Source organism: Pseudonocardia asaccharolytica DSM 44247 = NBRC 16224 (assembly GCF_000423625.1).
Lineage (GTDB): Bacteria > Actinomycetota > Actinomycetes > Mycobacteriales > Pseudonocardiaceae > Pseudonocardia > Pseudonocardia asaccharolytica.
Genome location: NZ_AUII01000002.1, coordinates 108,874 through 125,832, shown reverse-complemented (window position 1 = coordinate 125,832; position 16,959 = coordinate 108,874). Strand labels below are relative to the sequence as shown.

General features: G+C 72.7%; 16 protein-coding genes. 4 read left to right on the top strand and 12 right to left on the bottom strand.

The window, feature by feature from the left end; genetic code table 11:
* Positions 1-6 precede the first annotated feature (6 nt).
* The 7 genes from G567_RS35330 to G567_RS0102660 all read right to left on the bottom strand — a co-directional run bounded on the left by G567_RS35330 (position 7) and on the right by G567_RS0102660 (position 6,832).
* Positions 7-957, bottom strand: a complete 951-nt coding sequence (locus tag G567_RS35330; RefSeq protein ID WP_211223828.1) for a hypothetical protein — start codon at positions 955-957, stop codon at positions 7-9.
* On the bottom strand, positions 954-1,823 hold the full coding sequence (locus tag G567_RS0102685) for a LytR/AlgR family response regulator transcription factor (RefSeq protein ID WP_028928750.1): 870 nt from the start codon (positions 1,821-1,823) through the stop codon (positions 954-956). The genes G567_RS35330 and G567_RS0102685 overlap by 4 nt, the downstream gene beginning before the upstream one ends.
* Before the next feature lie 146 nt (positions 1,824-1,969).
* Positions 1,970-2,845, bottom strand: a complete 876-nt coding sequence (locus G567_RS0102680) for a S49 family peptidase (RefSeq protein ID WP_028928749.1) — start codon at positions 2,843-2,845, stop codon at positions 1,970-1,972.
* Between the two features lie 25 nt (positions 2,846-2,870).
* Positions 2,871-4,079, bottom strand: a complete 1,209-nt coding sequence (locus G567_RS0102675) for a sensor histidine kinase (protein ID WP_084795777.1) — start codon at positions 4,077-4,079, stop codon at positions 2,871-2,873.
* A gap of 10 nt (positions 4,080-4,089) precedes the next feature.
* Positions 4,090-4,965 (bottom strand): Fpg/Nei family DNA glycosylase, encoded by an 876-nt coding sequence (locus G567_RS0102670; RefSeq protein WP_028928747.1) that lies wholly within the window; start codon positions 4,963-4,965, stop codon positions 4,090-4,092.
* Positions 4,966-4,968: 3 nt separating this feature from the next.
* Positions 4,969-5,415 (bottom strand): hypothetical protein, encoded by a 447-nt coding sequence (locus G567_RS0102665; protein WP_028928746.1) that lies wholly within the window; start codon positions 5,413-5,415, stop codon positions 4,969-4,971.
* 163 nt (positions 5,416-5,578) lie between these two features.
* On the bottom strand, positions 5,579-6,832 hold the full coding sequence (locus G567_RS0102660) for a cytochrome P450 (RefSeq protein ID WP_028928745.1): 1,254 nt from the start codon (positions 6,830-6,832) through the stop codon (positions 5,579-5,581).
* Positions 6,833-6,990: 158 nt separating this feature from the next.
* Between G567_RS0102660 and G567_RS33825 the strand changes: the two genes are divergently transcribed.
* Both G567_RS33825 and G567_RS26415 read left to right on the top strand, forming a co-directional pair.
* On the top strand, positions 6,991-7,491 hold the full coding sequence (locus G567_RS33825; RefSeq protein WP_051232138.1) for a MarR family winged helix-turn-helix transcriptional regulator: 501 nt from the start codon (positions 6,991-6,993) through the stop codon (positions 7,489-7,491).
* On the top strand, positions 7,491-9,335 hold the full coding sequence (locus G567_RS26415) for an MDR family MFS transporter (protein ID WP_084795773.1): 1,845 nt from the start codon (positions 7,491-7,493) through the stop codon (positions 9,333-9,335). The genes G567_RS33825 and G567_RS26415 overlap by 1 nt, the downstream gene beginning before the upstream one ends.
* A 36-nt stretch (positions 9,336-9,371) precedes the next feature.
* On the opposite strand, the gene G567_RS0102645 is transcribed toward G567_RS26415, so the two are convergent.
* Entirely contained in the window at positions 9,372-9,929 is a 558-nt protein-coding gene (locus tag G567_RS0102645; RefSeq protein WP_028928744.1) for a methylated-DNA--[protein]-cysteine S-methyltransferase, read from the bottom strand.
* A gap of 180 nt (positions 9,930-10,109) precedes the next feature.
* On the opposite strand from G567_RS0102645, the gene G567_RS26410 reads away from it, so the two are divergent.
* Positions 10,110-11,735 carry a phytoene desaturase family protein gene (locus G567_RS26410; protein WP_084795771.1) on the top strand — a complete coding sequence of 542 codons (1,626 nt, stop codon included), beginning with the start codon at positions 10,110-10,112 and terminating at the stop codon, positions 11,733-11,735.
* An 11-nt stretch (positions 11,736-11,746) separates the two neighbouring features.
* Here the strand turns inward: G567_RS26410 and G567_RS26405 are convergent, their stop codons facing one another.
* The 4 genes from G567_RS26405 to G567_RS0102620 form a co-directional block, all read right to left on the bottom strand.
* Positions 11,747-12,190 (bottom strand): SRPBCC family protein, encoded by a 444-nt coding sequence (locus G567_RS26405; protein ID WP_037055570.1) that lies wholly within the window; start codon positions 12,188-12,190, stop codon positions 11,747-11,749.
* A 52-nt stretch (positions 12,191-12,242) separates the two neighbouring features.
* Positions 12,243-12,908 carry a peptide-methionine (S)-S-oxide reductase MsrA gene (gene msrA, locus G567_RS0102630; protein WP_028928743.1) on the bottom strand — a complete coding sequence of 222 codons (666 nt, stop codon included), beginning with the start codon at positions 12,906-12,908 and terminating at the stop codon, positions 12,243-12,245.
* Between the two features lie 68 nt (positions 12,909-12,976).
* A complete protein-coding gene (locus G567_RS0102625; protein WP_028928742.1) occupies positions 12,977-14,488 on the bottom strand; it encodes a gamma-glutamyltransferase family protein in 1,512 nt (503 codons plus the stop codon).
* A 95-nt stretch (positions 14,489-14,583) separates the two neighbouring features.
* Positions 14,584-16,290 carry a TM0106 family RecB-like putative nuclease gene (locus tag G567_RS0102620; protein WP_245585510.1) on the bottom strand — a complete coding sequence of 569 codons (1,707 nt, stop codon included), beginning with the start codon at positions 16,288-16,290 and terminating at the stop codon, positions 14,584-14,586.
* A gap of 106 nt (positions 16,291-16,396) precedes the next feature.
* Here G567_RS0102620 and G567_RS0102615 point away from each other — a divergent pair, with 106 nt between their 5' ends.
* Positions 16,397-16,942: a DUF6474 family protein gene (locus G567_RS0102615; RefSeq protein ID WP_028928740.1), complete on the top strand. Its 546-nt coding sequence runs from the start codon at positions 16,397-16,399 to the stop codon at positions 16,940-16,942.
* Positions 16,943-16,959 lie beyond the last annotated feature (17 nt).

Sequence of the window (16,959 nt, the reverse complement as noted above, 5' to 3'; positions counted from 1 at the left end):
CTGCCCTCAGTCCTGCACGTGGTCGGCGAACTCCTGCTCGGCCCTCTCCGCGGACCGGACGTACCACCAGCCCAGCCCGAGCAGGAACGGGTAGACGAGCACGCCGAGCAGCAGCCAGGGCAGCCGGAGCCCGAGGACGCTCATCCGTCCGAGCTCCGGGAACAGGGCGAACAATGCGGGCAACACCGCGAGCACGAGTCCGGCGACCGCCGCGACCCGCAGCGCGGCGCCGAGCTGGCTGCCGATGAGGTTGGTGCGCAGGAGGTCCCCGACCGGCGTCAGCTCCTGTACGTCGACGACCGTGCGGACCGAGCGGGCGGCGCTGGCCTTACGTTCGGAGAGCACGATACGGACCCGGGTGGGGGTGGGGGTGGCGGGATCGTCGCGGCTGGTGAGATCGGCGGTGGGGGGGCCGGGGTCGGGCTCCGGGATGCCGGAGGGCGACTGCGGCGCGGAAGTGCCCAAGATCCTGGCCGGCGGGGTAGCCGGCTCCGGTGGTATCGGCGGGTGCAGGGTGTCGGCGGTGTCGGTACGGGCCATCCAGGCGGGCCGGGGCGGGCGGTGGATGGCCGGCGAGGCTTCCGGGCGGCCGGGCGGGGGCACGTTGTCGGATTCCGGGGCGGCCGGGGGGGAGGCGGGGCGGCGCACGCCCGGCCCGGGCTCGTCGTCGCGCCCCAGGTAGTCCTCGATGCCCGGCCGGTCCACCCCCTCGCGGCGCGCGTGCCGCCCCCCGCCCGCCGAGCGGTTGACCTCCATCCGCCGCCGGATCTCGGCCTGCAGCCAGACCGGCCCCGAGCTCGGCTCGGCGGGCTCGGGCGGGTCGGTGTGATCGCCGGCCGCCTGCGGTGGGTCGTGCGGCCCGGCTGCGGGTACCGGGCTCGGCTCCTGCTGACCGTCCGGGCCATTTCGCATCCCGGACGACACCGACGGCGGAGCACCGTCGGTGTAGGTGCTCACCGTTGGCTCCACGCCTGTTTCGTCGCGCGTACCAGACGGTCCTTCAGCTCACGGGTGTGCCGGCGGCTGACGGGGAGCTCCGCGGTGTCCGGACCCGAACCGACGCGTACGACGTAGCCGGAACCGGACAGCCGCAGCTCGGTGACCAGCGGCAGCGCCACCAGGAACGACCGGTGGATCCGGACGAACCCGGCGTCGCGCCAGCGGTCCTCGAGCACCGAGAGCGGGATGCGCACCAGGTGGCTGCCGTCGTGAGTGTGCAGCCGGGCGTAGTCGCCCTGAGCCTCGACATAGCGCACCGCCGACCGTGGCACGAGCTTGGTGGTGCCCGCGAGCTCGACGGGAATGACCTCGTCCTCGCTGCTGTCGGGCTGCGCGGGTTCGGCGGCGGTGGCGGTGCGGCTGGCGAGGATGCGGTCGAGCGACGCCGCCAGCCGCTCCGAGCGCAGCGGTTTGAGCAGGTAGTCGACGGCGCCGACCTCGTAGGCGTCGACGGCGCGGTCGTCGTGCGCGGTCACGAACACCACCGATGGCGGGGTGGCCATCGAGGAGAAGACTCTGGCGAGCTCGAGACCGTCGAGACCAGGCATCCGGATGTCCAGGAACACGACGTCGACGTCGGTGCGCTCGGCCAGCCTGGTGCCGGTCACCGGGTGCGGGGCCCCGCCGCGGCCGGGGACCTGCGGGACATCGCGCACACCCTGCCTGCTGTTCAGGATGCGCAGCGCCTCGGTGGCGTCGGAGGCCTTGAGCACCGTGCCGACCCGAGGATCCTCGGCGAGCAGGAAGGCCAGTTCTTCGAGAGCCGGCTGCTCGTCATCCACCGCCAGGACGACCAGGCCTCCGGAGCTGTCGCTACTGTCCACGATCTCCTCATCCTGCCGATTTCGGCACTCCAGCGGGTGGTCGGAACGATCACCCCACCCCGTCGACTATCGTGACGGCGAATCGGGCGGAGTGCCAGGGCACATCCACATTCCGGTACCGAACGAATCCGAGCGGTCACGCCGCGCTACAAACCGTAGCGCGCCCAGCGGGTCCGCACGTCCACCGCCTCGACGGCTCCGAGCAGCGCGTCCAGCGGCGCGGACAGCGCCGCGGGGGCCCCCAGGCCAAGCCGGGCAAGAAGCGGCTTGCGCGCCTCGACGGTGGTGATCTCCGCGTCCGGGAAGCGCTCGGCCAGGACCGCCTGCGGTGTCCCCAACCCGTCGACGAGGCCGAGCTCGACCGCCTTCGCGCCGGTCCAGACGTCGCCGGTGAACAGGTCCGCCCCGGTCTTCAGCCGGTCACCACGGCGCTCGATCACCCACTGCTGGAACATCTCGTGCAGCTGTCCCTGCAGGCCGCGCAACCACTCGACGTCCTCGGGCTTCTCGGGCAGGAACGGATCCAGCCGCGACTTCCACTCCCCGGCCGTGTAGAGGCGGCGCTCGACGCCGACGCGCTGCAGCAGACCCTCCAGCCCAAAGCTCTGGGTGACCACCCCGATCGATCCGACCAGCGACGTCGCATGCGCGTAGATCTCGTCGGCGGCGCACGCCAGCCAGTACCCGCCGGACGCGGCGACGTCCTCGCAGAAGGCCAGCACCGGGACGTCGTGCTCAACGGCGAGGCCTCGGATCCGGTCGGCCACCAGTGCCGACTGGGTGGCCGAGCCGCCCGGCGAGTTGATCTGCAGCGCGACGGCGGCGAGCCGATCGGGAGCGAACGCGCGCTCCAGGACCTTGTCGAGGACTGCGATGTTGATCAGTGCCCGGGGGACCGGCGTGGCTGCGGGAGTGATCACCCCGTGCAGCCGGACCAGCGACACCACGCTGCGATCCGCGCGTTCCCCGAACCGTCCCGGTAGGCGGGACACGAGCCGGTCCGGGATGCGGAGTGAATCCATGCCGCTACGGTACGCGCGAGCGGGCTCAGACGCGGATACCCGCCCGGAACTTCGGTACCCGTAACGTGATCTTCATACCGGCTCCGATGTTGGTGTCGACCACCAGCCCGAAGTCGTCACCGAAGGCCGAACGCATCCGGTCGTCGACGTTGCCGAGGCCGACGTGCGCGCCGGAGAGATGGGCATCGTCGAGGTCCTCGGTGAGCCGAGCCGGGTCCATCCCGACGCCGTCGTCCTCGACGATGATCACGCATTCGGCGCCCGCGTTCTCTGCGGTGATCGTGATCGTGCCGCCGTGCGGCTTGCCGGACAACCCGTGCCGCACGGCGTTCTCCACCAGCGGCTGCAGCGCCAGGAACGGCAGCACCACGTTGAGCACCTCGGGCGCGATCTGCAGCTTGATGTTGAGCCGGTCGCCGAAGCGGGCCTTCTCCAGCGAGATGTAGCGCTCGATGTTGGTCAGCTCGTCCGACAGCGTCGTGTACTCGCCTGCGGCGCGGAACGAGTAGCGGGTGAAGTCGGCGAACTCGATGAGCAGCTCACGGGCGCGCATCGGATCCGTGCGGATGAACGAGGCGATGGTGGTCAGCGCGTTGTAGACGAAGTGCGGGGAGATCTGCGCGCGCAACGCGCGGACCTCGGCGCGGGCCAGCCGGGCGCGCGACTCGTCGAGCTCGGCGAGCTCGAGTTGGCTGGAGACGTAGCGCGCGACCTCGGCCGTGGCCCGCAGCAGCACCGGCCCCGCGGTCGAGGTCGTCAGCGCGGCGAGCGTCCCGACGATCGCGCCGTCGGTCTCCAGCGGGACCACCACGATGCCGCGGACCTCGCAGTCGGGGCGGTCGCACGAGATCGTCGAGTGCGAGGCGACCTGCTGGCGCCCGGTGGAGATCACCTGGTCGGCCAGCGACCGGACGTCGGGCTCGTGCTGGTCGGCGTCGCCGTCCCAGGCCAGCGTCTCGCCGCGGGCGTCGGTCATGGTGAGCGCACAGGTCTCCAGCAACGTCCGCAGGTAGGGCAGGGCGAACGCGGCCGAGCTCGGCGAGAGGCCCTCGCGCAGCGCGGGCGCGGCCAGCGCCACGGTGTGCAGGGTGGCGAAGGTGGCCCGCTCCAGCGGGGTGGCGAAGGTGTTGCGCCGGGCCCTGCGCAGCTGCAGGAACAGCGCCACGACGATGACGGCGACGATGATGCCCACCAGCACCAGCAGCGCGGTCGGCGAGTTGAGCAGATCCTCCACCTTCCGACCCTCATTTCACCAGCCGGGACAGCCGCCGGTCGGCGAGCGGCTTACCACCGGTCTGGCAGCCGGGACAGTACTGGAACGAGCGGGCGGCGAAGGACACCTCCCGCACGGTATCCCCGCAGACCGGGCAGGGAAGCCCCGTGCGGGCATGCACCCGCAACCCGGAGCGCTTCTCCTGTTTCAACGTGGCGGCGCCCTGCCCCACCGACCGGTCGACGGCGTCGGTGAGGACCGAGCGCAACGCGGCGTGCAGGGCGTCGATCTGTGCGTCGGTGAGCCGCCCGCCCCCGGTATAGGGCGATAACGCCGCGGTATGCAGGATCTCGTCGCTGTAGGCGTTTCCGATTCCGGCGATCGTGGCCTGGTCGACGAGCAGCGTCTTGATTCGTTCGGAGCGGTCGGCGAGCAGTTCGGCGAACTCGTCGCGACTCAGCGCCAGCGCGTCCGGCCCCAGCCGCGCGATGCCGGGGACCTGAGCCGGATCGGAGACCAGGTGGACCGACAGCCGCTTCTGGGTGCCCGCCTCGGTGAGGTCGAACCCCGGCCCGCCCACCGCATCGAGGTGGACGCGCAGCGCGAGCGGCCCGCGGCCCGGTTTGGGCGGGGTGACCGTCGCGGTCTCGTGCCAGCGCAGCCAGCCGGCCCGGGACAGATGGGTGATCAGGTGCAGCGGCGCTCCGGGCCGGTCGGCGAACTCGACGGCGAGGAACTTCCCGTACCTGGCCGCCCCGGTGACGACCCGCCCGGCCAGCCCGGACACCGGCGGGTCGACGGTCTTCAGCACGCTCATGCTGGCCACGTCGACCCGCGCGACCGGCCGGTACACGGCGTGCTCGCGCAGGTGGTGTGCCAGCGCCTCGATCTCCGGCAGCTCGGGCACGACCTAGTTCACCGGCTGCAACGGGCTGTCGGCGTATCCCGGGGTGGCTCGGGTACGCAGGCTGCGCATCACCACCCGCATCTCCTCGCGCGACCGGGTGAGACCACGGACCATCCCCGACCAGTGCTCGGGGGGCAGGCCGTCCTCGTAGCTGCCCTCGGTCTTGGCGACGATCGTCCACGGTCTGCGCAGCAGCCAGCGCACCGGGAAGAACCCGGCCGCCAGCACCGCGAGCACCCAGAGCCACCACGGGATGTGCACCTGGGCCGGCGCCCACGCGATGAGGATGACCCAGAACAGGAACAGCGCGGAGAGGATGATCACGGCGGCCCCGCGCCCGCCGTCCACGTCGTGCTCGAAGTCGTCCCCGGTGGCGGGGGTGGACCATTCGATGTTCCGGCGCACCAGCCAGGTCCGCCCATCGGCCCCGGCGACCGTCTTCGTCCCCATCATCTCCGCCGTTTCGTCGCTGCCCGCTTCACTTTCCCATAGCGGCCCGCGCTACGGCGATCACCGAATGGCTGCCGTGCGCACTATGGAGCCATAACGCGGTCCGCGCCCGCCGCCGATGCGCACTATGGAGCCATAACGCATCTGGGACGGGCGTCTTGGCTCACCAGCGCAGCAGCAGCGACTTCAGCCCGTTGATGAAGTTCGAGGTCAGCCGGCGGGGCGCATCGGCGAGTTCGACCTGTGGCAGCCGGGTGAGGAACTCGGTGAAGAAGATCCGCATCTGCATCCGGGCGAACGCCGCCCCCAGGCACAGGTGCGGGCCCTGACCGAACGCGAGATGGTCGTTCGGCTCCCGGGCCGGGTCGAAGACATCGGGCCGGGGGAACTGTCGCTCGTCGCGATGTGCCGAGACGTGGTAGACGACGACCTTGTCGCCCTCGGCGATCGGCCGGCCGGCGAGCGTCAGGTCACGGGTGGCGGTACGGCGGAAGGTCAGCACCGGTGGGTGCCAGCGCAGCATCTCCTCGATGGCGAGCGGCAGGCGGGTGAGGTCGGCCCGCAGCCGGGCGTACGCGTCCGGGTGCTCGACGAGGGCCAGTACCCCGCCCGGCAGCGCGCTGCGCACGGTGTCGTTGCCGGCGATGACGAGCAGGAAGAAGAACATCTTCAGCTCGGCGTCGGTGAGCCGCTCGCCGTCGACCTCGGCGTGCACCAGCGCGGTCAGCACGTCGTCCGCGGGCTCCCGCTGTTTGCGCTCGGCGAGCGCCTGCGCGTAGTCGAACATATCGGCCAGCGCGGCCGGCGAGCGCGGGTTGATCGGCTTGCCGTCGGCGTCGTAGGCGACGCTGCCGTGCTCCGGGTCCTGGTAGCCGATGACCCGGTTGGTCCACTCCAGCAGCAGCGCCCGGTCGGCGGCCGGGACGCCGAGCAGGTCGGCCAGGTTCAGCAGCGGGAACTCGTCGGTCACGTCGGCGGGCAGGTCGCATTCCCCGGCCCCGGCGACGGTGTCGAGCAGGTCGCGGGCCCGCTGCGTGATCTGGTCGGTGAACCGTTCGAGGCGGCGGCGGCTGAAGGCGCCGGTGACCAGCCTGCGCAGCCTGGTCTGCTCGGGCGGATCCATGTTCAGGATCATCCGGCGGATGAACGGCAGGTCGGCGGGGTCCGGGTCGCGGATCTGGGTGGCGCCGAGCGCGGAGGAGAAGTCCTGCGGGCTGCGCAGCACATGCCAGACGTCCGCGTAGCGGGTGACCGCCCAGAAGCCGGGGCCGGCGGGCCAGATGCCGACCTCGTGCTCGTCCTGCCAGCAGACGGGGTGGCGGTCGCGCAGGAAACGCAGCGCGTCGTGCGGGACACCGGCGGCGAAGATCCGGGGGTCGAAGACGTCCGGGATCTGGGTCGTGGGCGGCGCGGGCACGCGGCAATCGTAGGCACGACCGTCGGCACTGTGGCCGGGCTCTCATGGCCGGCACCGGGAATCCGGGTTGCCGCGGGCCGCCGAGCAGGTGCATGGTTGACCATTGCAACTTCTTGCGTGACGCACGCAAGGTAAAGGTGGGGCAAAGTCAGGATGTGATGACGGTGGGTCGAGAGGCGCTCACCTCCGAGGACCTCGAGCTCGCGGACGCGCTCGCCCGCGAGCTCGCGATGCTGATCCGGCTCGTCAAACGCTCCGCCCGATATCCGGGCGCCGCCGGGATGGACCGGGCCGGCTTCCAGGTCCTCGTCCGCCTCGCGACCGAGGGTCCGCAGCGCGTCGTGGACGTCGCCGAGGCGGTCTGCGCCGACCCGTCCACCGTGAGCCGGCGGGTCGCGGCGCTGGTCAAGGAGGGCCTGATCGAGCGGCAGGCCGACCCGCAGGACGGCCGCGCCAGCCTGCTCGCCGTCACCGAGCAGGGCCTGGAGACGCTCGAGCACAGCCGCCGCTACCGGGCCGAGGTCATCGCCGCAACCATCGCCGACTGGCCCCGCGAACAGCGCCGCCAGCTCGTCGAGCTCCTCGGGCGGTTCACCGCCGACTTCCAACGTCACGACGTACCGGCCGCGATCGCGGGCCGGCCCGGAGGGGGAATCTGATGACCACGGAGGCCGCCGGCGTAGCGACTCGCGCACCGGTCCCGCCGACGCGCGACCCGGGAGAGCTCAGCCATCGCCAGATCCTCACGATCCTGGTCGGTCTCGCGCTGGGCATGTTCCTCGCCGCGCTCGACCAGACCGTCGTCTCGACCGCGATCCGCGTGATCGCCGACGACCTCGGCGGGCTGAGTCTGCAGGCCTGGGCCACGACGGCGTTCCTCATCACCGGAACGATCAGTACCCCGCTGTACGGCAAGCTCTCGGACCTCTACGGCCGCAAGCCGTTCTTCCTGATCGCGATCTCGATCTTCATCTTCGGCTCGGTGCTGTGCACGTTCGCGACGTCGATGTACTCACTCGCCGCGTTCCGGGCCGTGCAAGGGTTGGGCGCGGGCGGCCTGTTCGCGCTGGCCCTGACCATCCTCGGCGATATCGTCCCGCCCCGGGAGCGGGCCCGGTACCAGGGCTACATCCTCGCGGTGTTCGGCACCTCCAGCGTGATCGGCCCGATCATCGGCGGCGTGCTGTCGGGCCAGCCGACCATCCTGGGGATCGACGGCTGGCGCTGGATCTTCCTGGTCAACGTTCCACTCGGCGCGATCGCGCTGGCCGTCGTGGCCAGGGTGCTCAACGTCCCGCACACCCGGCGGGCGCACCGCATCGACTGGCCCGGCGCCGTCTCGCTGGCGATCGGCCTCGTGCCGCTGCTGATCGTCGCCGAGCAGGGGCGCGAATGGGGCTGGGACTCGACCAAGGCCCTCGTCTGCTACCTGATCGGCATCGTCGGACTGGTGGCGTTCGTGCTCGCCGAACGGCACTACGGCGACGACGCGCTGCTGCCGCTGCGGCTGTTCCGCAACCGGGTCTTCGCGACGACCGGCGCAGCGGGGTTCGTCATCGGGATGGGCATGTTCGGCGGCATCGTGCTGCTGCCGCTGTTCCTGCAGATCGTGCACGGGGTGACACCCACCGAATCGGGCTTTCTGATGCTGCCGCTGGTCGCCGGCATCATGCTGGCCTCGATCACCACCGGCCAGATCACCTCACGCACCGGCCGGTACAAGATCTTCCCGGTCATCGGCACCGCGCTCATGATCGGCGCGATGCTGCTCATGCACTTCAGGATCACCGTTGACATGCCGCTGTGGGAGCTCAACCTCTACATGGCGATGCTGGGGCTCGGCCTCGGATGCTGCATGCAGACCCTCGTGCTCGCCGTGCAGAACGCGGTGCCCGCCCGAGACATGGGCGTCGCCACCGCGTCGGCCACCTTCTTCCGGCAGCTCGGCGGCACCATGGGCGTCGCCGTCTTCCTCTCGATCGTGTTCTCCACCGTCGGTGACAAGATCGCCGACGCCTTCCGGGCCGCGGCGGGCACGCCCGAGTTCCGCAGCGCGCTGACCGATCCCGCGGTGCGCAGCAACCCCGCCAACGAGCCGGTGCTGGGCGCGCTGAACGGCGGTGGCGGCGTCGACAGCACCGGGGTGCTCAACGACTCGTCGTTCCTGCAGCACATCGACCCGCGGCTGGCGCGGCCGTTCCTGATCGGCTTCGCCGAGTCGATGGCGCTGACGTTCGTCGTGGTCGCCGGGGTACTCGTGGTGGCCTTCGTGCTCGCGCTGCTCATCAAGGAACTGCCGCTGCGCACGATGTCGGGCGTGCAGGCCCGCGCCGCCGAGGACGCCGAGACCCCGCCCCCGCCCGCGGCGGTCTCCGCCACCGCGCCGGAGGGCGACGGCGCGCAGATCGTCGGCGCCGGGCCGTCCGGCAACGGGGCGGGCGAGCCGAGCACCGGACCGTCCGGCCGGCGCACCGGCACCGGGGCCGCAGCCGAGCCGGAGTAGCGCCGCTCCCTGACCCGGGACCCATGCGGTCGCGGGTCAGGAGGCGTCGAAGTCCAGCGCCGGGGTGAGCACACCCTCCAGTGCCAGCAGCCATTCCTTGGCGGCGCGCCCGCCCCCGAACCCGCCGAGGGTGAGCCGGTTCGGCCGGGCGGCGGCCAGCACCCGATGACACGGGACGATCACCGGGATCGGATTCGAACCCATGATCGAACCAACGCCGCGGGCGGCCGCCCAGTGCTCGTCGAAGGCCCCGCAGCGGATCGCCAGCTCGCCGTAGCTGATCGTCTCCCCGTAGCCGACGCCGGCGAACAGGGTCTGCAACACCGTGCGCTGGGTACCGCTGGTCGCCCGCCAGTCGATGTCCAGATCGAATACCCGCCGGGTACCGGCGAGGTACTCGGTGAGCTGCGCGACGACCGGGGCCGTCCGCTCCGGGTCGGCCACGAGATCCTCGCCGAGCCGGCGTGCCGCCTCGCGGACCCCGCCCGGAGCGTCGCCGAAACCGACGTGCACGACCGAGCCATCGGCGCTCGCGCCGACGGTGAGGGCTTCGATCGGGGCCGGAGCGGACACCGTCGTCCAGGCAATGGCCATGTCCCCATCCTCGCCCAGCATCGTGGTTGAACTCCAGCGTCACCCGAACGGCCCTGCGTCGTTTGACCGGATGTCCGCTCCCCGCGACGCCGCGCCCCGGGCCGCCCGCCCGGGGTAGCGGCCGACGGTTCCGGAGCGGCGCGTCCGGTTCGCGGCGGGCGAGCGGGGTACCTCGCTGGAATGACGACACCCAGCAGCGTGGGTACCCCGGACGCGGTGGTGATCGGGGCTGGACCGAACGGCCTGGTCGCGGCCAACATCCTCGCCGACGCCGGCTGGCAGGTCGTGGTCTGCGAGGAGCAGCCGGAACCGGGCGGCGGGGTACGCAGCGGACCCGGCCCGGCCGACGGCTTCGTCTACGACCACTGCAGCGCCTTCTACCCGATGGCCATCTCGTCGCGCGCCATCGGTTCGCTGGAGCTGGAACGGTACGGGCTGCGCTGGTTGCACGCCGACGAGGTGCTCGCCCACCCGCTTCCCGACGGCCGTGCCGCGGTGCTGTCGCGCGACCTGCACCGCACCGCCGAGGGGCTCGACGAGCTGGCCGCCGGCGACGGTGCGGCCTGGCGCCGGCTGTACGGGCTGTGGGAGGAACTGGGGCCGCACCTGCTCGACGCGCTGTTCGTCCCGTTCCCGCCGATCCGCACGGGTCTGCGGCTGGTCGCGAAGCTGCGCCTGACCGGGCTGCTGCGATTCACCCGGTTCGCCCTGCTTCCAGTGCGCAGGCTGGCCGAGGAGGAGTTCTCCGGACCGGCGGCGCTGCTGCTCGCCGGCTGCGCACTGCACGCGGACCTGATGCCCGAGTCCGCGGGCAGCACCGTATACGGCTGGCTGTTGGCAATGCTCGGTCACCAGTACGGCTGGCCGGTCCCCGAGGGTGGTTCCGGGCAACTCACCGCGGCGCTGGTGCGGCGGCTGGAGCAGCACGGTGGTGTGCTGCGGTGCGGGGACGCCGTGCGGCAGGTCGTGGTGCGAGGCGGGCGGGCCGTCGCGGTGCGCACCGCGTCGGGCGAGGAGATCCCCGCGCGTCGCGCGGTGCTCGCAGCGACCGCGGTGACCCAGCTCTACGGCGGGCTCGTCGGCTGGGAGCATCTGCCACCACGGCTACGCGACGACCTGCGCCGCTTCCAGTGGGACTACTCGACGTTCAAGGTGGACTGGGCGCTGCGCGCTCCGGTGCCCTGGCAGGCCACCGGGGTCGCCGGGGCAGGCACCGTGCACGTCGCCGCGAGCCTGGACGAGATGACCGAGTACACCGCGCAGATCTCGATGGGCCGGGTGCCGGCGCGCCCATTCCTGCTGGCCGGGCAGATGACCACGGCCGACCCGTGCCGGTCACCCCGGGGCACCGAGTCACTGTGGGCCTACACCCACGTGCCACGCCGGGTCCGCGGCGACGCCGGCGGGGACCTCACCGGTTCCTGGGACGAGCGCGAACGAGAGGCGTTCGCCGACCGACTCGAAGCCCAGATCGAGCGCTACGCGCCCGGGTGGCGGGAGCTGGTCATCGCGCGCCGCATCACCGCGCCGGGACAGCTGCAGGCCAGCAACGCCAATCTCGTCGGCGGCGCGATCAACGGTGGCACCACCTCGGTGCACCAGCAGCTGGTGTTCCGCCCCACGCCGGGGCTGGGCCGGCCCGAGACCCCCATCGCCGGCCTGTACCTGGCCTCCTCGTCCGCGCACCCCGGCGGGGCGGTGCACGGCGCCTGCGGTGCCAACGCGGCGCGGGCGGCGCTGCACGCCACCCGCGCCCACGCGCAGCGCGCCGCCGCGGCCGGCATCCGGCTCGGCATCGGGCGCTGAGCCGCGGAGCCTCAGGCCGGGTGCCGCTCGTGCACCAGCCGGGCCAGCGAGCGGACCATGCGCTGGTTCCGGAAGCGCAGCAGGACGTCCACCAGCAGCGTGTGCCACAGCGCTCCCGGGCCGGTGAGCGGGTGCTCGTCGACGATCACCAGCGTGCGTTCCTCGCCCCAGGGCAGCAGCGCGATCGAGATCCGGGCGCTGCCCAGGCGGCCGGCGTACGCCTCCAGCTCCAGCCGGCGTCCCGGTTCCACCAGCCGCACCGTCGTGACGTCCTCGATCGTCCAACGGCCGAACCCGAGCGCATACCGGATCTGCGACCCCAGCTCCGGCCAGTGCGGGTCGACGTCCTCGATGTGCCGGGTGCCCACCACCCAGTCCGCGTACGCCGAGCCGTCGCTGAGCACGTCCCACACCTGCTGTGGGTCGCGGTCGATCAGAACGTTGAGCACCGCCACACGCCCGGGATACCCGGCGCGGCCCCGGACATTCGCCACCCGCTGCCCGCAGTCAGCCTCGCTCGGGAGTGACGCCCGTGCCGACCGGGCAGGCCACGCCGGTGCCGCCGATGCCGCAGTAGCCGCCCGGCACCTTGGCCAGGTACTGCTGGTGGTAGTGCTCGGCCCAGTAGAACTGGCGCAGCGGGGCGATCTCGGTGGTGATCTCCCCGCGTCCGGCGGCGCGCAGGGCGTCGCCGTAGGCCGTGGCGGTCGATTCGGCGAGCTCGCGCTGCGCGTCGTCGGTGTAGTAGATCGCCGAGCGGTACTGGGTGCCGCGGTCGTTGCCCTGGCGCATGCCCTGGGTCGGGTCGTGGTTCTCCCAGAAGATCTTGAGCAGGCCCTCGTAGCCCACCGTGGCCGGGTCGAACACCACGAGCACCACCTCGGTGTGCCCGGTCAGTCCGGAACACACCTCCTCGTAGGTCGGGTTCTCGGTGAACCCACCCGCATAGCCGACGGCGGTGGAGTAGACGCCCGGCGCCTGCCAGAAGATCCGCTCGGCTCCCCAGAAGCAGCCCATCCCGAACACGGCCGTCTGGAGCCCGTCCGGGAACGGCGGCTGGATGCGGTTGCCGTTGACGACGTGCTGCTGCGGCACCATCAACGGCGTGGAACGTCCCGGCAGCGCCTGCTCCGCCGTGACCTGCTGCGACTTGCCGTGTCCGAACAGCACCATGCCCGCCAGGCTACGCCCGCGAGGCGCGGTGTTTCCGAGCCCGAGTCGCGGTATCCGCGCGCTCGGCATCAGAACGCGGAGGGGGCGCCGACGCCGCTACGGGTGTCGGCGGCGGCTCGCAGCAGCCCGTTCCCGCCGCGGCCCACCGCGCACAGCCGGCCCAGCGCCCACGGCCCCGCGTCGGTGACGTGATGGCCCCGGCGGCGCAGCTCGGCGAGCGTCGCGGCACCCAGCCGGGACTCCACGACCAGCCCGCCCGGCTGCCAGCCCCGCGGCGCGAACGACGCCGGGAACGCCGTGGAGTGCCAGGCCGGGGCGTCGATCGCGGCCTGCAGGTCCAGGCCCGCCACGGTGTACCCCAGCCAGAAGCACAGCTGCCACTGGTCCTGCTGATCCCCACCCGGTGTGCCGAACGCGATCCGGGGCTCCCCGTCGCGCAGCGCGAGCGACGGACTCAGGGTCGTGCGGGGCCGCCTGCCCGGCACCAGCGAGCTGGGCAGCCCGTCCTCCAGCCAGAACATCTGGGCCCGGGTGCCGAGGCAGAATCCCAGTGCCGGAATCGTCGGGGAGGACTGCAGCCAGCCCCCCGACGGCGTCGCGGAGATCATGTTTCCGGCCGCGTCGACGACGTCCACGTGCACGGTGTCGCCGCGGGTCACCCCGCTGCGGCTCACGGTCAGTTCGCCCGACCCCGGGGCTTCGGCCTCGGGAAGATCAACGGATCGGGTGAGCCGGGCGGCGAGTCGCGGCTCGAAGCCGCCCGGACGACCGGGCCGCAGCCCCGTCGACGCGTCCGCGCCGATCAGCGCCCGGCGTTCGTCCGCGTACGCCCGCGACAGCAGAGCGTCGAGCGACACCGGGGTATCGAGGCTGTCGCCATACCACGCCTCCCGGTCGGCGAAGGCGAGCTTGGCCGCCTCGGCCGCGACGTGCACGGTGTCGGCCGTGGCGACGCCGTCGCGATAGGTCGGCTCGAAGCCGCGCAGCAGCTGCAGGATCTGCGGCAGCACCGGGCCCTGCGACCAACCGGCGGGTTTGGCGATCGTCCAGCCGTCGCCGGTGTCGACGCACACCGCGTCCTCGTACGTCGCCCGCCAGCCGGCGAGATCGGCCGCGGTGAGCAGCCCGGCGTGGTCGCGGCCGGACTCGTCCCGGACCGGGAGGCGGCAGAACGTCTCGATCTCCTCGGCGACGAACCCGCGGTACCACGCGTCGCGGGCGGCGTCGATCTGCGCCTCCCGGCTGCGGCCGACGGCCGCGGCGAGCAGCCCGGTTCCGGGCACGAGCCGCAACCCCAGCTCGTCACGCAGATGGGCCGTGGTCGCCGCGGCGGGCGCGACGCCCTGCCCGCACAGCACCCGCGGCCTCGGATCGGACGCGGTGACGAAGACCGCGGGAACCTCCCCGCCGGGCCCGCACAGGTGCGGCTCGACCACCTGCAGGACGAAGCCGGCGGCGACGGCGGCGTCGAACGCGTTCCCGCCGCGGGCCAGCACCGCCATCGCGGTCGATGTGCCCAGGTAGTGCGTGCTCGACGCGGCCCCGTGCGGGCCGCGCTGCTCGTGCTTACGAGGCGCCATGCCACACCTTGGCAAGGCGCCCGTGCTCGCGGGAATCCCGCGACTCGCACTCGGAGATACCGCGACTCGCGCTCGGAAATACCCCGACTCGCGGGCTAGAGGTCGGCCGCCAGCGGGACGTGCTCCACCGCGGGGGAGGTCATCCACTCGCGCAGCGCCTTCGTGGCCACGACGTCGTCCTCGTTGTACCGCAGCAGGCGCTGCCGCTGCGCGAGCTCGGGCGGCGCCCCGTCCATGCCGACGGCGTCGCGATACCAGCGCATCGAGTTCTCCCCGCCGGCCTCCGGATCGCGCCAGGCGAAGCCCGCGGCGGGAGCGATGCGCTTGAGACCCTTGCCGTGCGCGCACAGGAACCACTCGCTGACCAGCGCGAACAGATCGATCCACGCCGGCGTCGCGATGAACCGTTCGACCTCTGCGACCCGCGGGATCCCCGGCTGCCCGGCGAACCGGCGGGCCGAGGCGATCAGCCAGCGGTTCTCGGCCTGCTCGTTGTAGCAGTAGGCGGCGAAGCTGCGCCCGCTCGCCGCGGCGGCGGATCGGATCCGCGACAGCCACGTCCAGAACTCGGCGAACGAGCGGCGCTCGTCCTGGGTGGGGACGGGGTCCCAGGTGACGAACGCCCGATAGCCGGCCGGTTCGTCCCCGGGACGGACGCCGCCGGGATAGCTGAGCAGCGCGCCCCACAGATAGGCCCCGGCCTCGCCGAAGCTCTCCATGTCGACGTCGACCTCCACGTCGGCGCGCGGCACCGGGACCCGCGCCACCCTGCGCACCACGGACAGCCCGCGCTGCCAGGCCCTGGCGAGCGCGACCGCGTCGCGGAAGGACATCCCGGGCAGCGGGACCGGCGGCTCGGCCGCCGGATCGAGCTCGGCGAGGTCCGCCACCGTGCCGACCCCGGCCGAGCGCATCGTCACGGCCACCTCGCCGCGCACCACCAGGCTCACGTCCTGCTCGCGGGTCAGCGCGGCCTCACAGGTCGGCCACCATGGGCAGCGGCGGCACTCGGTGATCCGCGAAGGATGCGCCATGGCCGGAGCGCCGACGGCCGCGGCGGTGGCGACGGCGACGCGGTCGGCGAAGCGCTCGTCGTACTCGTCGAGGGTGCTGCGGCCCCCCGGCCAATGCTCGGCCTGCAGGTCATGCCAGACCACGACATCGGCGTCCATCCCGATGACACCGCCGAGCGAGCTCACGGCCAGCTCGGCGGCCGGGGCCCATCCCGCGCCGCCGAGCATCCGGGCCAGATGCGCGAGCCGCAGCAGGTCACGCGGCTGCGAACGGATCTTGCGCGTGGGATTGGCCGCCGCCCGGTCCGGGAACGGGGCCAGCACCGGCGAGGTCAGCGCGCCCGCACCCGGGTCGGTGATGCGATGCCGGACGACGATGACCGGGAGATATCCGCCGTCCGGCGCCCGTACCAGCAGCTCGGCGCCACCCCGCCGGCCCGCGGCCTGGTCGCGCGGCAGCTGCGCACCCCAGATCAACCGGGCACCGGCCGTGACCGCCTCCGCGGTGGCCGCGGCCCGTTCGTGCGCGGTGGCCGCCGCCGGTACCCGCCACCAGTGCTCCGGGTGCGCGGCGGCGAGCGCCGCGCCGATCCGTTCGCGGTGGGCAGCCGCGTCGGCCCGGCGCTGTTCGATCAGCGGATCGGGCAGGGCCTGAGGCTCGCCTGCGGCCCGCGGATCGTGGTCGAGATGCACGCGCCGCCGGCACCGCGTCGTCACCGAGGCGTCCAGCGACACCACGACTGGCCCGGATGCGGCCGAATCGGTCGCGCTGTTCACCGTCGCCGTCACATATCCGAGAGTAGAGACCCGGTCCGACAACCTCCGCGCCTGCCACGGCGACGTCCTGCCTCTAAGCTGCCCGCAACCTCGGGGTGCGGGGGACGAGGAGGACGAGATGCGACTCCGGAGGAGATCCGGTTCACCGGCCGAAGACGGCGCCGGGCGGGAGGAGGCCCGCACGCGGGCGAAGGGCGAGAAGCAGCGGGCCGACGCCGACCGCAAGGACCGCGGCACGCTCACCCCCGCCAAGGCGAAGCGGCTGATCGGCATCGGCAAGGTCGTCGCGCCGCTGCTCGCGCCGTACGCGCTCGCCGCGGCCGGTGCGGCGCGCGCCCAATGGGACACCCACCGGGCCCGCAAGCTCGGTGTCGCGCCCGATCAGCTGTCGACCTACTCCGGCCGCGGGGGGGCGCTGCATGCCCGGATCGACCGGGTCGCCGAGGCGCTCACCCAGCTCGACGCGGGCGAGCCTGCGTACGCCACCGGGGCGGCCCACAAGTTCGTCCTCGACACCCGGCCCCGGCTGGTGGACCTGACCGTCGCGGTACGGGCCGCCGAGCAGATGCCGGTGCCGCGGCGGCGCACGGCGTTCCGTGCCGTGTCCGGGGAGCTGGACCGGGTCGAGACCGACCTGCTCGGCCATCTGGGCGTTCGCTCCTGACCACCGGCCCGGGCGGC

What these genes read in the sequence shown, in the direction of transcription:
- G567_RS0102680 (WP_028928749.1), bottom strand. Translation starts at nt 2,845, where the DNA reads ATGGATTCACTCCGCATCCCGGACCGGCTCGTGTCCCGCCTACCGGGA.
- G567_RS0102665 (WP_028928746.1), bottom strand. Translation starts at nt 5,415, where the DNA reads ATGGGGACGAAGACGGTCGCCGGGGCCGATGGGCGGACCTGGCTGGTG.
- G567_RS33825 (WP_051232138.1), top strand. Translation starts at nt 6,991, where the DNA reads ATGACGGTGGGTCGAGAGGCGCTCACCTCCGAGGACCTCGAGCTCGCG.
- G567_RS26415 (WP_084795773.1), top strand. Translation starts at nt 7,491, where the DNA reads ATGACCACGGAGGCCGCCGGCGTAGCGACTCGCGCACCGGTCCCGCCG.
- G567_RS0102645 (WP_028928744.1), bottom strand. Translation starts at nt 9,929, where the DNA reads ATGGCCATTGCCTGGACGACGGTGTCCGCTCCGGCCCCGATCGAAGCC.
- G567_RS26410 (WP_084795771.1), top strand. Translation starts at nt 10,110, where the DNA reads ATGACGACACCCAGCAGCGTGGGTACCCCGGACGCGGTGGTGATCGGG.
- msrA (WP_028928743.1), bottom strand. Translation starts at nt 12,908, where the DNA reads ATGGTGCTGTTCGGACACGGCAAGTCGCAGCAGGTCACGGCGGAGCAG.
- G567_RS0102625 (WP_028928742.1), bottom strand. Translation starts at nt 14,488, where the DNA reads ATGGCGCCTCGTAAGCACGAGCAGCGCGGCCCGCACGGGGCCGCGTCG.
- G567_RS0102615 (WP_028928740.1), top strand. Translation starts at nt 16,397, where the DNA reads ATGCGACTCCGGAGGAGATCCGGTTCACCGGCCGAAGACGGCGCCGGG.